This is a genomic window from Lichenifustis flavocetrariae (assembly GCF_026130545.1).
GTDB classification, from domain to species: Bacteria; Pseudomonadota; Alphaproteobacteria; order Rhizobiales; family Beijerinckiaceae; genus Lichenihabitans; species Lichenihabitans flavocetrariae.
The window spans coordinates 113,495-130,669 of the sequence record NZ_JAMOIM010000012.1; the positions used below are offsets into that span (position 1 = coordinate 113,495).

Sequence of the window (17,175 nt, forward strand, 5' to 3'; positions counted from 1 at the left end):
AGGATGTCGACCGGCAGCACAAATGCCGACGACATCGTGAACAACGCCGCATCTTTCGTTTTTGACAATAGCTTCCGCTACGTTACATAACACGTGAAGCGGGTGTCCGATCGAGAGGTAGCATTGCGATCTTGCGTCATCATCGTCGAAAACCTGCCGGTTCCACTTGACCGGCGTGTGTGGCAGGAGGCCAAAGCTCTCCGAACCGCGGGCTGGAAGGTCTCGGTGATCTGCCCGGCGACGGAGAAGTACCCCGCCCGGTTCGAGCGGATCGACGACATCAGCATCTACCGGCATCCGCTCTATATGGAAGCCGACGGATGGAAAGGCTTTCTGGCCGAATATAGCTCGGCACTCTTCCATGAATTCCGGCTGCTCATCAAAGTCTGGCGGCATGAAGGCTTCGACGTCATCCAGGCCTGCAACCCGCCCGATCTGATCTTCCTTGTGGCGCTGCCGTTCAAGCTGCTCGGCAAACGCTTCGTATTCGATCATCACGATGTCGCGCCCGAGCTGTTCGTGGCCAAATTCAACCGCAAGGGGCCGCTCCATGCGGTTCTTCGCCTGATGGAATGGCTGACCTTCAAATCGGCCGATCTCGTCATTTCGGCGAATGGCACGTTTCGCGATATCGCGATCACGCGTGGCGGCAAGAAGCCCGACGATGTGGTGGCGGTCTACGGTGTGCCGGATCGGAGCCATATAAGACGGGTCGAGCCCGATCCCGCGGTGCGAAACGGCCGCTCCATCGTCATCGGCTATATCGGCATCATCGGCGAGCAGGATGGGGTCGACCACATGGTCAAGGCTCTGCACCTCCTCAAGACGACCTACGGCCAGACGGATTTCCAGGGATTGATCATCGGCGACGGGCCGGCGCTGCCGCGCGTCAAGACGCTGGCCGACGAACTGGGCATTGCCGAGTCGATCACCTTCACGGGCTATCTCTCTGGAGAGAGCCTGCTGCGGCATCTCAGTGCCATCGAGATCGGCATCATCCCGGATCCTGTCAATCCTTACAATGACAAGATCTCGATGAACAAAGTCTTCGAGTATAGTGCGCTCGGCATTCCGAGCGTCGGTTACCCATTGACGGAAACCCAACGTCTCCTCAAGGACGGGGCGGTGTTCGCCGACAGCCCGGAGCCCGATGGGCTCGCGCGCGCATGCCTGGGCCTGATGGTCGACGCGGACAAACGGGACCGGGTCGGCCGGGCCGCGAAGAAGATCTCAGATTCGAGCTTCAACTGGGGGCGTGAAGTCTCGAAATATCTCGGCGTCTACGATCGCCTCGTTCCCCCGACCCTGGCCCTGAGCGGCGCCCCGGCGTCCGGAGACCGGCCGGCCGGCGGGTGAGCCTGTCGCGACCGGCGCCTTCGATTTTATCGGGTCGATCTCGGCAATCCCTGGGGTGTGTTGGGTAAGGTTCCACTTCAGCGCATGTTGGGAAGGACCATTCCGCTGTAAGCGCATGTCTCACCCGTCCGTCCCCCGCGTATTCCGCATCACCTTGTGCAGCGTCGCCACGAACCCCCGGAACTCCGCCTCGTCCACGCCGGCGAAGAACCGCGCATAGAGCCCGTAGATGTCGGGCCAGATCGTTGAGAAGAGCGTCAGGCCCTTTTCCGTGATGAAGACCTCGCGCACCCGCATGTCATCGGCCTTGGGGCGGCGGCGGATGAGGTCCTGGTCTTCAAGCGCGTCGAGCGTGCGGCTCATGGTGGATTGCTCGGTCACGGCGAAGACGGCGAGTTCGTTGACCGTGATGCCGGACGCGACGGTCAGCACCGCCAGCGCCCGGAACTTCGTCGTGCTGAGGCCGAGGTCGCGCAACAGGTCCTGCAACTCCGCGTTCCATTGCGCCGACAGGCGGTTGAGCAGGTAGGGCGCGAAGTGGTTGAGGCCGATCTCGCCGATGGCCGGGATGGCTTGTCCACCTTCGCTCAGTCCGATCGCGGAGCGCGGTGGCCGCTCGGGCGTCCGTGGAGGCCGGATCTCCCGCGAGGGCGGAGTCGTCGAGAGTTTGGGCTCGGGCGGCGTCCGGCTCACGGCAACGACTTCGCAAGCAGGTAGCCCGAACCGCCGCCGAGGCCGGGGCCCGGATGGGTGGCGGCGCCGATGTGGTAGAGTCTTGGCACCGGTGTGCGGTGGTTCACCGTCCCCTTGAAGGGACGCCACAGGAAGAACTGGTCGAGGCCGCAGTAGCCGCCATAGGGATCGCCCCCGACGAGATTGACGTTGAGGGTTTCGAGATCGGCCGGCGAATAGGCGCGGCGGCCCAGGATGCTCTCCTTGAAGCCGTCGATGTGGCGCGCGAGAACGGCCTCGACCCGATCCGCATAGGCCTCGCGGATGGCCCCGGTCCAGCGGCCGTCCGCCGGCGGCGCGATCTCGCCGGCCGCATCGCCCTTGATCTCGCGCGGGGCTTCCGGCAATTGCAGCCAGAGTACGGCTTTGCCCTCGGGGGCGCGTGACGGATCGAGCGCGGTGGGCTGGCCGACGCAGATCGTGGGCACGGCCGGCAGAATGCCGCGCTCGGCCTCGTTGGCGGCTTTCGAGACGCCGTCGAGCCCCGGTGTCAGATGCAGAAGCGCCACCTTGTCGAGCCCTTCGCCCCGCCATCGTGGCGGGTGCGCGAGGGCATAGTGGATCTGCATGTTGCCCTTGCCGTAGCGGTAGCGGCCGAGGCCCTCGGTGATCTCGACGGGCAGGTCGGCGCCTGCAAGCAATCCGCGATAGAGCCGCTCGGGCGACATCGAGCAGATGACGCCCTGGCGGGCAGCGAAACTTCGCCCGTCGCCGAGCGTAACGCCGCTCGCCTGGCCCTTCGTGTCCCGGTCGACCCGCACGACATCTGCGCCGGTCGTGATCACCCCGCCCTTGTCGCGGATCAGCCGCCCGAAAGCGTCGAGCAGGTTTTGCGCGCCGCCCTTGACGATGGGTGCCCCCGCGGCTTCGAGCGCGAAGCCGATCACCTTGATCATCTCGCCCGAATAGGCGCTCTCCGGCCCGAGGCCCGTGTGCAGCACCCATGGGGCGAAGAGGTCGCGCACGAGCGGCGACTTGTAGCGGCCTTCGAGATGGGCACGGGCCGACACGAGTGCTTCCCCCAGAAAGGCCGCGAAGCCGCGCGGCCCGCGCCGCCAGAGTTCCTTTGCGACTGTCTGCAGCATGGCGCGCGACCAGAGCTGGCCGCCCAGCACCGAGAAGACGAGGCCCGCATTGGTCCCGAAGGCGGCCATTTCGCGCTCGAACGCCGCGCCGTCGCCAGTCGCCGACTGTTCGAAGGCGGCCCGGTTGGCGTCGCGCGACCGGCTCAGCACGAGGTGGCGGCCGTCCGGCCGCAACACGCCGGTCGGGACCTCGGCATGCGCGAAGGCCAGACCCCGCCGTTCAAGTTCCGGCGCCAGGGCCGCATAGGCCGGCGAGGTGATGAAGAGCACGAAGGTCGTGGCCATCACGTCATGGATGAAGCCGGGCGCCGTGATGGCCTCGGTGCGAATGCAGCCGCCGATGCGGTCGTTGCGTTCGAGCACCATCACCTTGCGGCCCTTGAGGGCCAGCAGCGCGGCGCAGACGAGGCCGTTGATGCCGCTTCCCACGACGATGTAATCGACCTCGGCCATGGCGCCCCTCACGATGGCAGGCATCGTAGAAGAGGCCTATGACAATGCAAGTTTTCGCGCGGCTGCGGGGAAGTCTCGCGACCTACGCGTGTCATCGCCGCGTTTGATGCGGTCATCTCGGCTACGGTGGTGGCATTCAAGACCAATTTGGCCCAGCTGTCCCTTTGGGTGCTGGCTCCTGGCCGGGCATAGTGCCGCGAATGAAAGATTGGACCGCATACCCGGCAGGGCCGCATGGACAAACTCCATGCATATGAGACTATCTTGGCCCAGCGCGAAGAAGGAGGCGCACGATGACCTATGACGCGATCGTCATCGGGGCCGGCCATAATGGGCTCGCGGCCGCCGTGCATCTCGCCACCAGGGGTTGGAAGGTGGCCGTGTTCGAAGCCGCGAAGCAACCCGGCGGCGCGATCAAGACCGCCGAAGTGACGCGGCCCGGCTTCCGCCACGATCTCTACGCCATGAACCTGAGCCTGTTCGCTGGCTCGCCTTTCTTCGCGTCCCACAAGGAGGGCCTGCTGCGCCATGGGCTTGCCTTCGTGCCCGCGCCCGACAGTTTCGCGACCGCCTTTCCGGATGGCACCTGGCTCGGGGTCAGCCAGGATCTGGAGACCACGGCGTCGCGCATCGCGGCGCTGTCACAGAAGGATGCCACCGCGTGGCGGGCCATGGCGGCGGGTTTCGCGGCCGACGCTCCGCACATTTTCGCCGTGCTCGGTTCGCCGATGCCGTCGCGCCGGGCGATGCAGGCCGTGTGGGGCGCATTCCGGGCGAAGGGCATGGCAGGCTTGGGCGAATTGGCGCGCCTGCTGGTCGCCTCGCCGCGCGATTTCCTGGACCGTCATTTCGAGAGCCCCAAGCTGAAAGCCATGATGGCCATGTGGGGGCTGCATCTCGACTTTCCGCCCGACGCGGCCGGCGGCGCCCTCTTCCCTTATCTCGAATCCATGGCCTGTCAGAGTTTCGGGATGGTCATCGGCCACGGCGGCGCCGACACGATCGTCAAGGCTCTGACGGGCTATCTTCGGGAGCGGGGCGGCGAGGTGCATCTCGAGGCGCCCATCGTCGAGATCCTCCGTACTGGCAAAGCCGCGACCGGCGTGCGTCTGGCGGATGGCCGCACCGTGACGGCGCGCCGGGCCGTGATCGCCAACGTGCATCCGGGACGCGTGTTCGGGCAGCTGTTGCCCGGGACCGATCACGCGGCCTACCGGACCAAGCTCGACGGCTTCAAGCCGGGGCCGGCCACGATGATGATCCACTATGCGCTGAGCCGCTTGCCGGAATGGGCTGCGGGCGGGGCTCTGAAGCGTTTCGCCTACGTGCATCTCGCGCCGGATTTCGCCGCGATGACCCGCGTCTACGATCAGGCCAAGGCCGGTCTCCTGCCGGAGGCACCGGGGCTCGTCGTTGGACAGCCGACCGCGCTCGATCCGAGCCGCGCGCCCGAGGGGCAGCATGTGCTCTGGGTCCAGGTCCGCGTCCTGCCCGCGACGATCTTGGGAGATGCCGCCGGCGAGATCGAGGACACGGATTGGGGACTCGTGAAAGACCGCTATGCGGATCGGGTCGAGGCCTTGATCGAGCGCTATGCGCCGGGATTTCGGACCACCGTGCGGGGCCGGGCGGTCCTGAGCCCGGCCGATCTCGAGCGCGACAACCCGAATCTCGTGGGTGGCGACAGCCTGTCGGGGAGCCACCACCTCGACCAGAATTTCATGTTTCGCCCGGTCTTCGGCTGGTCACGCTACAAGACGCCGGTCGAAAAGCTCTTTCTGGTCGGCGCCTCCACATGGCCTGGAGCGGGTGTCGGCGCCGGGTCGGGCTTCATCCTGGCCAAGATGCTGGCGGGCCGTTGAGCCTCGGCAGGCTCGTCCAGCCTCGGGCCAGTTTCACGTGCAACACGTGTCGGGATCGCACATGAAGGGCGCCGCTCATGCACGTCCATATGAAGCCGGTTCTGCCGCAGCAACCGACCGCGCCGCCGCGTGAGCCCCCAAAGCCGGCCGCCGCGACGGCGGCTTATGGCTCGGAGGTGCAGCGCGTTTCCGAACGACGGAACGGCGCACCGGGACGTGGGTCCCAGGGGCGGTCGCGTCCGCAACGCCCCCCGGAGGCCGACTCGTCCGGCGATGTGATCCAGGACCCGGCCGCCACCCTTGCGAAAACGCTGGCAGCGCTTGATCTCGGATTGGACGCCGTACCCCAGGAGCCGGATCGGCCGGATGCGCCCTCGCTCGACGATCTGCTGCTCGGCGCCCTGCCGGCCGGGGAGCGCTGAGACCAAGTCGCGTCGACAGGAGCATCGCCACGTTTGAAGAGACTGCCGCTCCGTGGCGGCGGCCCAGGCGTCAGCGCGACTGGTGCAGCAGGTCCAGATAATCGTCGCGGGTCGCGAGGCGTGGATTGGTGGCGTGGCAATGGTCCTTGAGGGCCTCGCCGGCCACCTGATCCATCATGGCGGCCGTGACCCCCATGGCGTCGAGGCCGGGCGGCAGGCCGATGGCGGCCGACAGGGCGGCGACCTGCTGGTCGGGCACGCCGCCGAGGATGTCAGCCAACACGTCCCATTTGACCCCGATGGCGGCGCGGTTGAAGCGCAGGACGGCCGGCATCAGGACGGCGTTCAGCGTGCCATGATGGAGGTTCAACTCGCGCACCGCACCGAGCGGATGCGTCAGCGCGTGTACGGCGCCGAGACCCTTCTGGAACGCCATCGCGCCTTCGAGCGCGCACATCATCATGTCCCAGCGCGCCTGCCGGTCCGCCCCCTCGGCGACGGCGTCCCGGATCGCGCCCCAGCCGCGTTTGAGGCCGTCGATCGCGATGGCGTCGGCGGGCGGGTTGACGGCCGATGCCATGAAGGTTTCGAGACAATGCGACAGCGCGTCCATGCCGGTCGCGGCCGTCAGGAAGGGTGGCAGGCCATGGGTCAGCTCCGGATCGCAGAGCGCGACACTCGGCAGCATATGGGGGCTGATGATCCCGAGCTTGCGGCCCTCGCGGGTGATGATCACGGCGGCGCGCCCGACCTCCGACCCCGTGCCCGACGTGGTCGGCACCGCGATCAGCGGACAAATGTCGCCATGGATCCGGCCCACGCCTCCGGCCACCGCCGTATATTGCGCCAACGGCCCCGGATGGCCGCTGAGCAGCCGCACCGCCTTGGCCAAATCGATCGACGAGCCGCCGCCGAGCGCCACGATCCCGTCGCAACCCGCGTCACGGTAGAGCGCGTAGGCCGCATCGACCGCCTCTTCGGTGGGATTGGCGGGCGTGTCGGCATAGATCGTGGGTCGCTGGGGCAGCAGCGCCGCGACCCGGTCGACGAGCCCGGTCTGCATCAGCCCGCGATCGGTCACCAGCAGCGGGCGCGCCACCTTCAGGCCGTCGAGGAGGGACGGCAGCTTGGCGATCGCGCCATCGTCGAATTCGATGCGGGTCAGATAGGTGATGAGGGCCATGGCGGCAGGTTCCATGTTCATTGGCCCGCACCTTCGTTCGTGCGGGAGGGCAAGACCGAACCGGTCGCGTGCCTTCACCTTGCTACGAATGTTGGCTGTCGGCGTCAAATCAGGCCGGAAACGGATTATCACTTCGAATTAGCAGAGCGAAAAATCTGAACCATCATAAATAGAGACCCGTAGTATCACTCGGCGTAGTCGATTTGCAGCGGTGCTTTGAATATGCAACCGTACAAAGGCGCCAGTCCTGTCCTACAGTACAACCGCGCAGATCCGTTTGAAACTCCTATCGTCATGGAAAAGAACTTGCGCAGAAAACGCATCATGTTGAAGTGATTAGCTTTGAGCGTTCAGACGGATCTGCTCAGTCGGCCAAGAAGCTGCCAAAGAAATCCAGCCGCATCAGTCCAACCAATCCGGCTGGGAACTCAGTTGGGGCGAGCCCCACTGCGGTCGGGGTCAAGATTCTGTAAGCAAACCGCGTCTGATGCCTACCCAACTGATCAGAGGGGAAATGGTAGGTCACGCATCCAAGCAGCAATGGATCGACTCTTGGAAAATCTTTGAAGAGGTTTCTTTCCATCTCTGCCCTGGTTGCCGTAATAGAAAAACCATATTCGGTTACGTGTCCGGTCAGTTCTTCCGCCGGAAAAAGAGTTAGTTCGAGGAAATTGCTTCGTTTGATCCTAAGCTCTTCAAACCGTGCCTTGACTCTGGCTTCTTCAAAGCCGCCCGGATGAAAGAAGTCGATCCAGATATCTACGGTTATTTGCAAAGCTGGAGTGATGCCAATGTTTTTAATAGGCAGTCGAGCAGTCGCCCAGATTTGTTGTTCGGTGATTTGGAACACGTTGTCTAGCACAGGGCGTCCAACAGTCAGCCATGCTCGATTGTTGGCAATGAGGCTTTCACGCGCGAGCTTGGCTTGCTCTTTGGCAGCATCGGCAGCTTGCTTGGTATCATACAGGCCATTGCGCATTAGAACGAGTTGCCGAATAAAGAACAAGGCTTGCAGAGAGCCGACGCCAATAAGTCCAAGCGTGTAGAAGCCTGCTGAATCGCCGGTGATCGTCCAATGCCACCACCGGTATATCGGGCCTTTGCCCTCCTGTTCGGCGTCGGCACTGGTATGCTGGCGCCCTATTTGATCAGTTGATTTGCTGTCGGGCGGCACCCAAAGCGCGAATGCGAAGGCTAGAGCGACAATCACCATCCCAAAGACGGAGCCGCGCTGATAATCGGAAATGTCTTTCACGCGGAAGTCTCTGCTTATTCTAAGATCCTCCAGTCGTATCTCTTCCATCCCCAGAACCGCTAGGAGTGGCCGCCAAAAAATCCGTGCGTACGCTCCTCGTTTAAATTTCATGGTGATCGACGGCTCGCTCTCGCCAAATGTCGAGCCGTCCTGCTTTTGCGAAGTACATCATCGCCGCCAAATTGGCGTCTTGACGATATGAACCGAACGAAGCGGGCGGTGTTAATCGCCCTCATTGTGTCCGCCCCGTCGAGGCTGCATCCTAGCAGCGCAGCTCGCGCGCTTTGCTCGGGCGTTCCGATGAGGTCCGGGTGGTGTGGACGATCGATTCCGAAACCGGCGTGCTGACCGACGTTCTGCTCGGGACCCCTGATCACTATCACTGGATCCACAGCAACGCGATTGCGACCCAGACGCTGGGCACGGGCCGGCAGATCGACGTGCAGCGGCTGCAAAACCAGTTCCGCCAGCTCGAAGACGCCTTCGACGCGGCCGGGGTCAAACGCCACTATGTCGAGGTCGAGTCCCACCTGCCCTACCAGGTCTACACCCGCGATTCGAGCCAGACCACGCCCTGGGGTCCGGTGCTGACGCAGCTCGCGCTGCCGGCCCGGCGCGGCGAGGCCGCCGCGATCCTGCGCTTCCACGGCGCGAGCGACGGGTTCTGGCGCTATGCAAGCCGCGGCACGATCGAGGGTGGGGACATCCACATCATCCGACCGGGGCTGCTCGTCCTCGGCTGGTCAGGCGTGCGCACCACGCAGGAGGGCGCCGAGCAATTCGCCGGCTGGTTTCGCGAGCAGGGCTGGGAGGTGCGGCTCGAACCTTTCGCCGAGCATTTCCTGCACCTCGACGTGCTGTTCTGCATGGCGGCCGCGGGGTTGGCGGTGGCCTGCATCGAGGTGTTGGGCGACGGGTTCCGGGACTGGCTCGCGGCGCATGACATCCAGGTGGTCGAGGCCAGCTACCGTGAAGTGATGGCCATGAGCTGCAACCTCCTGGCCCTCGGACGGGACCGGGTGATTTCACCCCGTCACAGCACCCGTATCAATGCGGCGCTGCGGGCCGAAGGGCTCACGGTCTACGAGCCCGACCTCGACCTCTTCGCGGCAGGCGGCGGCAGCGTGCATTGCATGACGATGCCGCTGCGCCGCGAACCGGGGTGATCGGGTGTCCCGGCGCACCACGGGGTCGATCTCGATCGGCGAATGGGCCGATGCTCAGGCAGGAGAGGGTCCGCCGGGTCAGGGCGCGGTGGCGGCGTGCGGCGTCACCTCCACGGTCGCGGTCATGCCCGCGACCAGCCGCACGTCGGATGGCACATGGTCGATATGGACCCGCACGGGCACGCGCTGGGCGAGCCGGACCCAGGTGAAGATCGGGTTGACATTGGCGAGGCCGCTCGCGCCCGCCTGCGCATTGCCGACCACGATCCCGCGCGCCAGGCTGTCGACATGGCCGTCGAGCACCTGTTTGTAGCCGAGTAGCCAGATCTTCGCCGGGTCCCCCTCCTTGATCGGCGCGATCTTGGTTTCCTCGAAATAGCCGTCCACCCAGAACGAGTCGGCGTTGACGATCGAGAAGGCCCGCGAGCCGGTGGTCGCATAGTCTCCGAGCTGCGTGCTGAGATTGGTGATCCAGCCGTTCACCGGGGAATGGATCTCTGTGCGCTCCAGATTGAGCTTGGCCTTGTCGAGATTGGCGAGGGCCTGCTGATAGACCGCATAGGCGACTTCGGCGGTCGCGGCATAGCTTTGCTGTTCTTCGCGTGTGGTCGCGAGGTCGGTCAGGGCCGCGCGCCGTTTGGCCTCCACCTGCTTGTTCTCGAAGTCGGCCTTGGTCTGCGCCACATTCGCATTCGAAAGCGCGACCGCGATCTCGTAGTCGCGCTTGTCGATCGTCATCAACAGATCGTCCTTGTGAACAAACTGGTTGTCGGACACGGGCAGCGCGATCACCCTGCCCGACACTTCGGGCGCAAGCGCCACGACATAGACCCGGACACTCCCGTCGCGCGTCCAAGGCGCCCCGAAATAGGCCTGCCACATCAGGGCCGTGAGGCCGCAGGCGGCGGCCACGACGAGCAGCGTCAGGGCGATCGGCACGATTCGGAGGCGATAGCGCAAGGGCGCGGCTGGAGCGGGACCCGTGGTCTGGTTAGACATAGAGGTGGAGGCTCGCAGTCAGAAGAACGATCGCGGACAGGATGATCAAGTAGAGCGCCACCTCGAAGAGGCCCGGATACCAGATCGCGTCGAACCAGCCTTGCCGGGTCGCGACTTTGCGGAACAGATACAGCACGCCATAGGCCCCGATCATCATCAGCGACATGGGCGCGACATAGACGCCGAACAGGTCCACTTCGACGAAGCTCATCGGATTTCGGCTCCGAAATAGTCGGCATAGTGTTGCAAGGTTTCCGACATTTCGCGCGCCGCTCCCTGCATCCGCAGGCGGCGGGCGGGGTCGAGCTGATCGGCCCCCGCTTCACCGAGCGCGTCCTTCAAGGCCTTCAGCGCTATACGCGCGCGATGGACATCGCCTTCGGACAGGGCGGTGGCGGCCTCCAGGAGATGCGCGCGACCGCGTCCGGTCTCCGCCTCGGAAGTCCCCAGATCGAGGAATTGAAGCCCAAGCGTCAGGGCCGCGAGCAGGCGCGATCCCTCGACGAGGTCCGCGTCGGGCGGCATGGCCATGAGGCGGCCGAAGATGCGGCTGCGCCAGCGGTCGGGCACCCAGCGCCGGGGCCGGCGCAAAAGGCCGCGCAGGTCGCGCAATGTCAGGGCCAGCAGCCGGGCCGTCCGCATCCGGCGCGGAACGGGTGGCATCGCCCGCATCACCACGGCGCCGGCGACGCTGCCGCCGACGATCGCGAGCGCCGTATTGTAGAAGCTGATCGTGTCGTAGCTAATGGTATTGGTCGGGCCCAGGAGTGGGATGAAGTTCGCGGCTGCGGCCACGAAGACGGGCGCCAGGGCCGGTTGGGTCGACAAAGCTCCCATAGGCACGAGCGCCAGTCCGAGAATGATGGTGAAGCTCAGATAGGTTTCGTGGTTCGGCAGGATCGCGAATTTGAAAACGCCCGCGACCACGGCCGTGATCACCATGCCCAAGCCGAACTTGACCGCTGCCGCGTAGGCTTGTTCGTCCTGCGGGGAGAGCAGAAGCACGGTCACGGCCAGAAACGTGATGAAGGTGAGGCCGGACGGCCAGGATGTCGCGACATAGAACCAGCAGCCAAGGCCGATGGCGACGAAGACCCGCAGTGCATTGACGAGCGGCGGCAGGACATCGGGCAGGAAGTCGCGCGGGACGGCGGTCACCAACAAGGCCCGCTTGGGTTGTGTCAGCAGCACCATGGTGTTGGAGGCGCGGCCGAGCCCTTCGAGAAGAGAGGCGATGCGATCGGCCCCGAGCCGGAGAGATGGTGCGTCCGCCGACCAGTGCCGGGCGTCCCGGGCCGCATCGAACCAGACATCGCGTGCGTGGACCGCGGGACCGGCGCTCTCGTCCAGTCCGCTTCTCTCGGCGGTCGGCAGGTCGAGCCGGAAGCCCGGCTCCGGCGGCAACAGCGCCCACAAGGCCTGGGCCTGACGTTCCGCCTCTTCGGCCGGGAGCCGTTCGAGATGGAGGCCCAGCGAGCGCCACGCCGACAGGGCGAGGAACAGGCCATTGATGCCCGCCCGGACCGTGCTCCGGCGCTCGCCCAACACAGGTGATTCGCCGATGGCCTGATCGAGAAGCGGATCGAGAGCGGCCACGCGTTTGATGAGATCGCGCCGGCGGGTGCGGAATTCCGCATCGGGGGCGCCCTGGCGGTGGAGTTGCGAGGCGGCCCCTTCGCCGATCTCGGCCGCGAGGCCGGCGAAGGTCGCGGCCAGCCGGCGGGAGGATCGCCCGGCGTCGGTCAGCGACATGATCACCATGCCGCACACGATGCCGAGACAGATCTCCGTCGCGCGCGACAAGGCGAGGATGAAAACCTGGTCGGGCTCGGCGATCGACGAGGAGGCGATGATCACCATCGTGTAGCCGGACAGCATCGCCGCATAGGCGGCAAAATTGCGCAGAAGCGTCGAGACGAAGCTGCAGGCCGCGCACCAGAGCGCCATGGAGATCAGAAAGCCGGCGCGCTCCTGGGGGAAGGCGGCGGTGAGGAGCACGGTCGCGACCGCGCCGATCACCGTGCCGACGAGCCGGAACACGCCCTTGCGCAGCGACGCGCCGAGGACGGGCTGGCACACGATGGCGGCCGAGGTCCCGGCCCAACTCGGATTGTCGAGTTGAAGCCAGAAGGCCACGAACAAGGCGGATGCGACGGCCGCGGTCAACCGCAGCCCGAACAGAAGCGGCGGCAAGACCCGGCTCCAATCGAGCCGGCCGAGACCGCCTGCGCGTCGTGCAACATCACTCATGCGAGATCAACACGGTGAAGGCCGGCCACGCGCCGGCCTTCACCGGCCACCATAGGACACGCCTTCCGCCTCGTCTCACGCGAAGCTGCGTTGTTTAGGAACAAGGGAGACCGAACATGGAGGCGCCAGCGAATTCCCTTGCCTCGCGCCCCACTGTCACGCCCCGCCGGGTCGCGGCGCGCGCAGGGCCAGGGCGACCGACCATAAGGCACGCCCGGCGAGGCTCTGGGCGAGGTCGGGATTGCGCCGCGCCTGTCCGACGGCTTCGCCCAATCGCGTCACGGCGCGGAACAGGGCCTCGCTGCCGGCATTGCGCAATTGCCGCTCGATGGCGCCTTTGCGCTTGAACGAGATGCCGTGGCGCGCGAGCTGGCTCAGCACGCCCTCCAAAGAGCCGCCGTTGGCGAGGTCGAGTTTCGCCCGGTGCAGCCAGACCGCGTGCCGCAAGGCGGCCGACAAAGTGGTGCCGGCCTCACCGCTATTCGTCACCGACCGTCGCAGGCCGGCATCGAGGCCGGCGAGATCCCCCGTGAAGGCTGCGTCCACCAAGGCGTCGGAGGCGACGGCCGACGCGTCGGTGACCACCGCCTCGATCGTCTCGACCGTCACGTGTCCCTCGCCCCGCGCGTAGAGCGCGAGTTTGGCGAGCTCGGAGCGGCTCGCCAACCGGTCGGCCCCGAGCAGCGTCACGAGCATCTGGCGCGCCTCGGGGTCGATGCGAAGGCCGGCTGCGGCCATCTCGCCGTCGATCAGCCGCAGGACGTCGCGCTCCTCGTCGGGATAGCACTCGATCGCAGCCGCGACCCGCGACCGCTCCACCACCTTGCGCAAGGGTGCGTCCTTCTTGAGCGCGCCCGCTTCGATCACGACAGGCGAGGCGGCCGGGCCGTCGAGAAGCGATTCGACGGCCGGCGCGATCGTCTTGGTGCCGGCATCGACCAGCACGGCACGTCGTCCGCCGAACAGCGGGATCGTGCCGGCTTCGTCGGCGAGCCGACCGGGATCGCGCGCGATCTCGTCACCGGCAAGCCGCACAAGCTGGAACGGATCCGCCGGATCGTCGACCAGCGCCTTGACGATGGCGCGCACCCGCTCGCTGATCAGACCCGTATCGGCGCCGAACACGAGAAACAGCGAAAAACCCGGCAGATCCCGGCTGAGGAACCGCTCGGCTTCATGGCTCTTGACCGCCACCATGGGTCAGGCGCCGTTGAAAGGGCGGCCGTACGGCACCGGGCCGATCCTACTTCACCGCGAGTTTGGCGGCGACCTGCTGGGTAATCAGATCCGCGAGCGTGTCCGCATCGCGGATCTCGGCATCACGCGCGGCCCGCAGGTTGGCGTAGCGCTGTTCCGTTCGGTCGTAGGTGGCCGTGCTCTTGACGGACCCGGTCAGCACCGGTTCGCCGCCCCCGACCGGAATGAGACGAAAATTGGCCGTCGCCAGCACGGTGCCGGCCTCGGCCGTCGAGGTCACGGTGCTGACCAGCGGCGACGAGGTGCTGAGCGACGGCACCACCACGAGGTGATAGCGCGGTGCCACATGGGAGCCGGTTCCATTGAGGGCGGTTTGGAGCTTGTCGCCGAGATAGTGACCAAAGCGGTCGGGAATCGGATCGACCGCGATCGACTGAAGCTCGGCTTGCAGATTGCCGCCGTGGCTCATGTAGAGCGGGTGGATCGTCGCCTCGCAGCCGCCGAGAGCCAGCGGCGCGAACGCCAGCAGGCCCAGGCCCGCAATCCCGCGTGGGCCTTGTCGATCACACCACCACATTGACGATCCTCATCGGCACCACGATGACTTTCTTGGGCGGCTTGCCGGCCAGCAATTGCTGGATGACGTCGAGGCCGAGGACAGCGGCCGTCACGGCCTCCACATCGGCATCGCGGGGCACCGAGACGTCGCCGCGCTTCCGGCCGTTCACCTGCACGGGCAGCGACACGGTCGCCTCGACCACGAGCGAATGGTCGGCCACCGGCCAGGGGCTGGCGGAGACGAGCGTGTCATGGCCGAGCGTGGCCCAGGCGGTCTCGGCGAGATGCGGCAGGAAGGGCGCCGCGATCAGGACAAGGATCTCGGCGGCCTCCCGAAAGGCAAACCGGAGATCATCCCCCAGGTTCGGCGTCTCGATGTCGCCAACCGCGGTGCCGAGCGCATTCACCAGCTCATAGATATGGGCGACGCAGCGGTTGAACCGCAGGCGCTCGATATCGGATTCGACGCCGATGATGGCCCGATGCGCCGCTTTGCGGATGTCGAGCGCCGCCGCTCCCATGGAGGCCGGCATAGCTGCATCGGCCGCCGCCGCGACCCCGGCCAGTTCACCCACGAGACGGTACAGCCGCTGGACGAGCTTCGCCGCGCCCTGCACGCCTTCCTCGGTCCAGATCACGTCGCGATCCGGCGGGCTGTCCGAGAGCACGAACCAGCGGGCCGTGTCGGCGCCATAGGTCGCGATGATGTCGTCCGGGTCCACGATGTTTTTCTTGGACTTCGACATCTTCTCGATCGGGCCGATCGAGATCGGGGCATCCGACCCGATCCGCACGGCCTGGCGGTCCGGGCCCATGCCGGTGATCCGGACTTCGTCCGGCGACACCCAGGCGCCATCCGTGGTCTTGTAGGTTTCGTGGACCACCATGCCCTGCGTGAAGAGCCCCGCGAAGGGCTCATCGAAGCCGACATGGCCGGTCTTCCTCATCGCGCGGGTGAAGAAGCGCGAATACAACAGATGCAGGATCGCATGCTCAATGCCGCCGATATACTGGTCGACCGGCAGGAAGTGGTTGGCGATCGCGGGCGTCGTCGGCTCGGTCTCGTTCCATGGGTCCGAGAAGCGGGTGAAGTACCAGGAGGAATCGACGAACGTGTCCATCGTGTCGGTTTCGCGCCGCCCGGGTCCGCCGCACTGCGGACAAGCGACGTCACGCCAGGTCGGATGCCGGTCGAGCGGATTGCCGGGCTGGTCGAAGCTGACGTCCTCGGGCAGGGTCACGGGCAGGTCGGCACGCGGCACCGGCACCGTGCCGCAGGCGTCGCAATGGATCACCGGGATCGGGCAGCCCCAATAGCGCTGGCGCGAGATGCCCCAGTCACGCAGACGGAACTGCACGGAACTCCTGCCCCAACCGTTCGCGACGAAGGCCGCCAGGGTTTCGGCCATGGCGTCCTTGCAGCTCATCACCGCGCCCGGCGCGCCGAGCCAGCGCATGTAGCGCACCACCTGCTCCTTGGGCGGCGTGAAGGCCGTGTCGGTCACGCCTTCGTCGCTGTCGAGCGGCTTGAATACGTCGATCACCGGCAGGCCGTATTTGCGGGCGAAATCGAGGTCGCGCTGGTCATGGGCCGGGCAGCCGATCACGGCGCCGGAGCCGTAGCTCATCAGCACGAAATTGGCGATGAAGAGCGGCAGCCGCCAGTTCGGATCGGCCGGATGAGTAACCTCAATCCCCGTGTCGAAGCCGAGTTTCTCGGCCTTCTCGAGCGCGCTCTCGGTGGTGCCGGTCTGCCCGCACAGCTCGATGAAGGCCGAAACGGCCGGGTTGCCTTCGGCGAGCCGCTTCGCCAGCGGATGATCGGGCGCGATCGCCGCGAAGGTCGGACCAAACATCGTGTCGGGCCGCGTCGTATAGACTTCGAGATGATCGAAGCCCTCCGGCGCCCCCACGAGACCGAAGCGGAACTGCAGGCCTTCGGACTTGCCGATCCAGTTGCGCTGCATCACGCGCACCTTCTCGGGCCAGTGGTCGAGGTGGTCGAGCGCGACCAGCAGGTCCTCGGCATAGTCGGTGATGCGGAAGAACCATTGCACGAGCTCGCGTTGCTCGACCGGCGCCCCCGAGCGCCAGCCGCGGCCGTCGATCACCTGCTCGTTCGCCAGCACGGTCTGGTCGACCGGATCCCAATTCACCTTGGATTTCTTGCGGTCGACGAGCCCGGCGTCCAGCATGTCGAGAAACAGCCGCTGCTGGTGTTTGTAATAGGCGGGGTCGCAGGTCGCGAATTCGCGTGCCCAGTCGAGCGACAGGCCCATGCTCTTCAACTGGCCGCGCATGGTGGCGATATTGGCATAGGTCCAGGTCGCCGGATGCGACTTGTTCTGCATCGCGGCATTCTCGGCCGGCATGCCGAAGGCGTCCCATCCCATCGGATGGATGACGTTGAATCCCTTGGCCCGCCGATAGCGCGCCACGACATCGCCCATGGCATAATTGCGCACGTGGCCCATGTGGATGCGCCCCGACGGATAGGGGAACATCTCGAGCACGTAGTATTTCGGCCGCGGATCGTCGTTCCTGGCCGCGAAGGTTTCGCGTTCGGCCCAGATCTTCTGCCAGTGCGGTTCGGTTTCGCGGGCGTTGTAGCGTTCGGTGCTCATGGTCCTGGAAGTTCGGAGGCGTGCGCCGGCAGA

14 protein-coding genes are annotated in these 17,175 nt (G+C 65.8%); 4 read left to right on the forward strand and 10 right to left on the reverse strand.

Translation table 11 applies throughout. The annotated features are described in order from the left end of the window. The first annotated feature begins 123 nt into the window (after nt 1-123). A complete protein-coding gene (locus tag M8523_RS18280) occupies nt 124-1,356 on the forward strand; it encodes a glycosyltransferase (protein ID WP_282586333.1) in 1,233 nt (410 codons plus the stop codon). A 120-nt stretch (nt 1,357-1,476) separates the two neighbouring features. On the opposite strand, the gene M8523_RS18285 is transcribed toward M8523_RS18280, so the two are convergent. Continuing rightward, complete coding sequence (locus M8523_RS18285; protein ID WP_428350838.1) at nt 1,477-2,049, reverse strand: MarR family winged helix-turn-helix transcriptional regulator; 573 nt, start codon at nt 2,047-2,049, stop codon at nt 1,477-1,479. Then, nucleotides 2,046-3,626 carry a phytoene desaturase family protein gene (locus tag M8523_RS18290; RefSeq protein WP_282586334.1) on the reverse strand — a complete coding sequence of 527 codons (1,581 nt, stop codon included), beginning with the start codon at nt 3,624-3,626 and terminating at the stop codon, nt 2,046-2,048. Before M8523_RS18290 ends, M8523_RS18285 begins: the two co-directional genes overlap by 4 nt. Nucleotides 3,627-3,919: 293 nt before the next feature. Here M8523_RS18290 and M8523_RS18295 point away from each other — a divergent pair, with 293 nt between their 5' ends. Beyond that, nucleotides 3,920-5,488, forward strand: a complete 1,569-nt coding sequence (locus tag M8523_RS18295; protein ID WP_282586335.1) for a phytoene desaturase family protein — start codon at nt 3,920-3,922, stop codon at nt 5,486-5,488. Between the two features lie 77 nt (nt 5,489-5,565). Then, nucleotides 5,566-5,910: a hypothetical protein gene (locus M8523_RS18300; protein ID WP_282586336.1), complete on the forward strand. Its 345-nt coding sequence runs from the start codon at nt 5,566-5,568 to the stop codon at nt 5,908-5,910. 70 nt (nt 5,911-5,980) lie between these two features. On the opposite strand, the gene gbd is transcribed toward M8523_RS18300, so the two are convergent. Both gbd and M8523_RS18310 read right to left on the reverse strand, forming a co-directional pair. Beyond that, a complete protein-coding gene (gbd, locus tag M8523_RS18305; RefSeq protein ID WP_345894265.1) occupies nt 5,981-7,114 on the reverse strand; it encodes a 4-hydroxybutyrate dehydrogenase in 1,134 nt (377 codons plus the stop codon). Nucleotides 7,115-7,457: 343 nt separating this feature from the next. Beyond that, the gene (locus tag M8523_RS18310) at nt 7,458-8,348 is read right to left on the reverse strand and encodes a hypothetical protein (protein ID WP_282586337.1); all 891 of its coding nucleotides are present in this window, start codon (nt 8,346-8,348) and stop codon (nt 7,458-7,460) included. A 311-nt stretch (nt 8,349-8,659) separates the two neighbouring features. Between M8523_RS18310 and M8523_RS18315 the strand changes: the two genes are divergently transcribed. After that, nucleotides 8,660-9,514 (forward strand): dimethylarginine dimethylaminohydrolase family protein, encoded by an 855-nt coding sequence (locus M8523_RS18315; protein WP_282586338.1) that lies wholly within the window; start codon nt 8,660-8,662, stop codon nt 9,512-9,514. Between the two features lie 78 nt (nt 9,515-9,592). On the opposite strand, the gene M8523_RS18320 is transcribed toward M8523_RS18315, so the two are convergent. The 6 genes from M8523_RS18320 to leuS all read right to left on the reverse strand — a co-directional run bounded on the left by M8523_RS18320 (nt 9,593) and on the right by leuS (nt 17,142). After that, nucleotides 9,593-10,513, reverse strand: a complete 921-nt coding sequence (locus M8523_RS18320) for an efflux RND transporter periplasmic adaptor subunit (RefSeq protein ID WP_282586339.1) — start codon at nt 10,511-10,513, stop codon at nt 9,593-9,595. Then, complete coding sequence (locus M8523_RS18325; RefSeq protein WP_282586340.1) at nt 10,506-10,724, reverse strand: DUF1656 domain-containing protein; 219 nt, start codon at nt 10,722-10,724, stop codon at nt 10,506-10,508. The genes M8523_RS18320 and M8523_RS18325 overlap by 8 nt, the downstream gene beginning before the upstream one ends. Then, nucleotides 10,721-12,763 (reverse strand): FUSC family protein, encoded by a 2,043-nt coding sequence (locus M8523_RS18330; RefSeq protein WP_282586341.1) that lies wholly within the window; start codon nt 12,761-12,763, stop codon nt 10,721-10,723. The genes M8523_RS18325 and M8523_RS18330 overlap by 4 nt, the downstream gene beginning before the upstream one ends. 156 nt (nt 12,764-12,919) lie before the next feature. Further along, complete coding sequence (gene holA, locus M8523_RS18335) at nt 12,920-13,960, reverse strand: DNA polymerase III subunit delta (protein ID WP_282586342.1); 1,041 nt, start codon at nt 13,958-13,960, stop codon at nt 12,920-12,922. Nucleotides 13,961-14,006: 46 nt separating this feature from the next. After that, a complete protein-coding gene (locus M8523_RS18340; protein ID WP_282586343.1) occupies nt 14,007-14,537 on the reverse strand; it encodes a hypothetical protein in 531 nt (176 codons plus the stop codon). Continuing rightward, nucleotides 14,524-17,142 (reverse strand): leucine--tRNA ligase, encoded by a 2,619-nt coding sequence (gene leuS / locus M8523_RS18345; protein WP_282586344.1) that lies wholly within the window; start codon nt 17,140-17,142, stop codon nt 14,524-14,526. The genes M8523_RS18340 and leuS overlap by 14 nt, the downstream gene beginning before the upstream one ends. Nucleotides 17,143-17,175: the final 33 nt, after the last annotated feature.

Bases quoted from the DNA above. Each gene is read 5' to 3' on its own strand.
- M8523_RS18300 (WP_282586336.1), top strand. From the start codon at position 5,566: ATGCACGTCCATATGAAGCCGGTTCTGCCGCAGCAACCGACCGCGCCG.
- M8523_RS18330 (WP_282586341.1), bottom strand. From the start codon at position 12,763: ATGAGTGATGTTGCACGACGCGCAGGCGGTCTCGGCCGGCTCGATTGG.
- M8523_RS18325 (WP_282586340.1), bottom strand. From the start codon at position 10,724: ATGAGCTTCGTCGAAGTGGACCTGTTCGGCGTCTATGTCGCGCCCATG.
- gbd (WP_345894265.1), bottom strand. From the start codon at position 7,114: ATGAACATGGAACCTGCCGCCATGGCCCTCATCACCTATCTGACCCGC.
- M8523_RS18290 (WP_282586334.1), bottom strand. From the start codon at position 3,626: ATGGCCGAGGTCGATTACATCGTCGTGGGAAGCGGCATCAACGGCCTC.
- leuS (WP_282586344.1), bottom strand. From the start codon at position 17,142: ATGAGCACCGAACGCTACAACGCCCGCGAAACCGAACCGCACTGGCAG.
- M8523_RS18320 (WP_282586339.1), bottom strand. From the start codon at position 10,513: ATGTCTAACCAGACCACGGGTCCCGCTCCAGCCGCGCCCTTGCGCTAT.
- M8523_RS18295 (WP_282586335.1), top strand. From the start codon at position 3,920: ATGACCTATGACGCGATCGTCATCGGGGCCGGCCATAATGGGCTCGCG.
- M8523_RS18340 (WP_282586343.1), bottom strand. From the start codon at position 14,537: ATGTGGTGGTGTGATCGACAAGGCCCACGCGGGATTGCGGGCCTGGGC.
- holA (WP_282586342.1), bottom strand. From the start codon at position 13,960: ATGGTGGCGGTCAAGAGCCATGAAGCCGAGCGGTTCCTCAGCCGGGAT.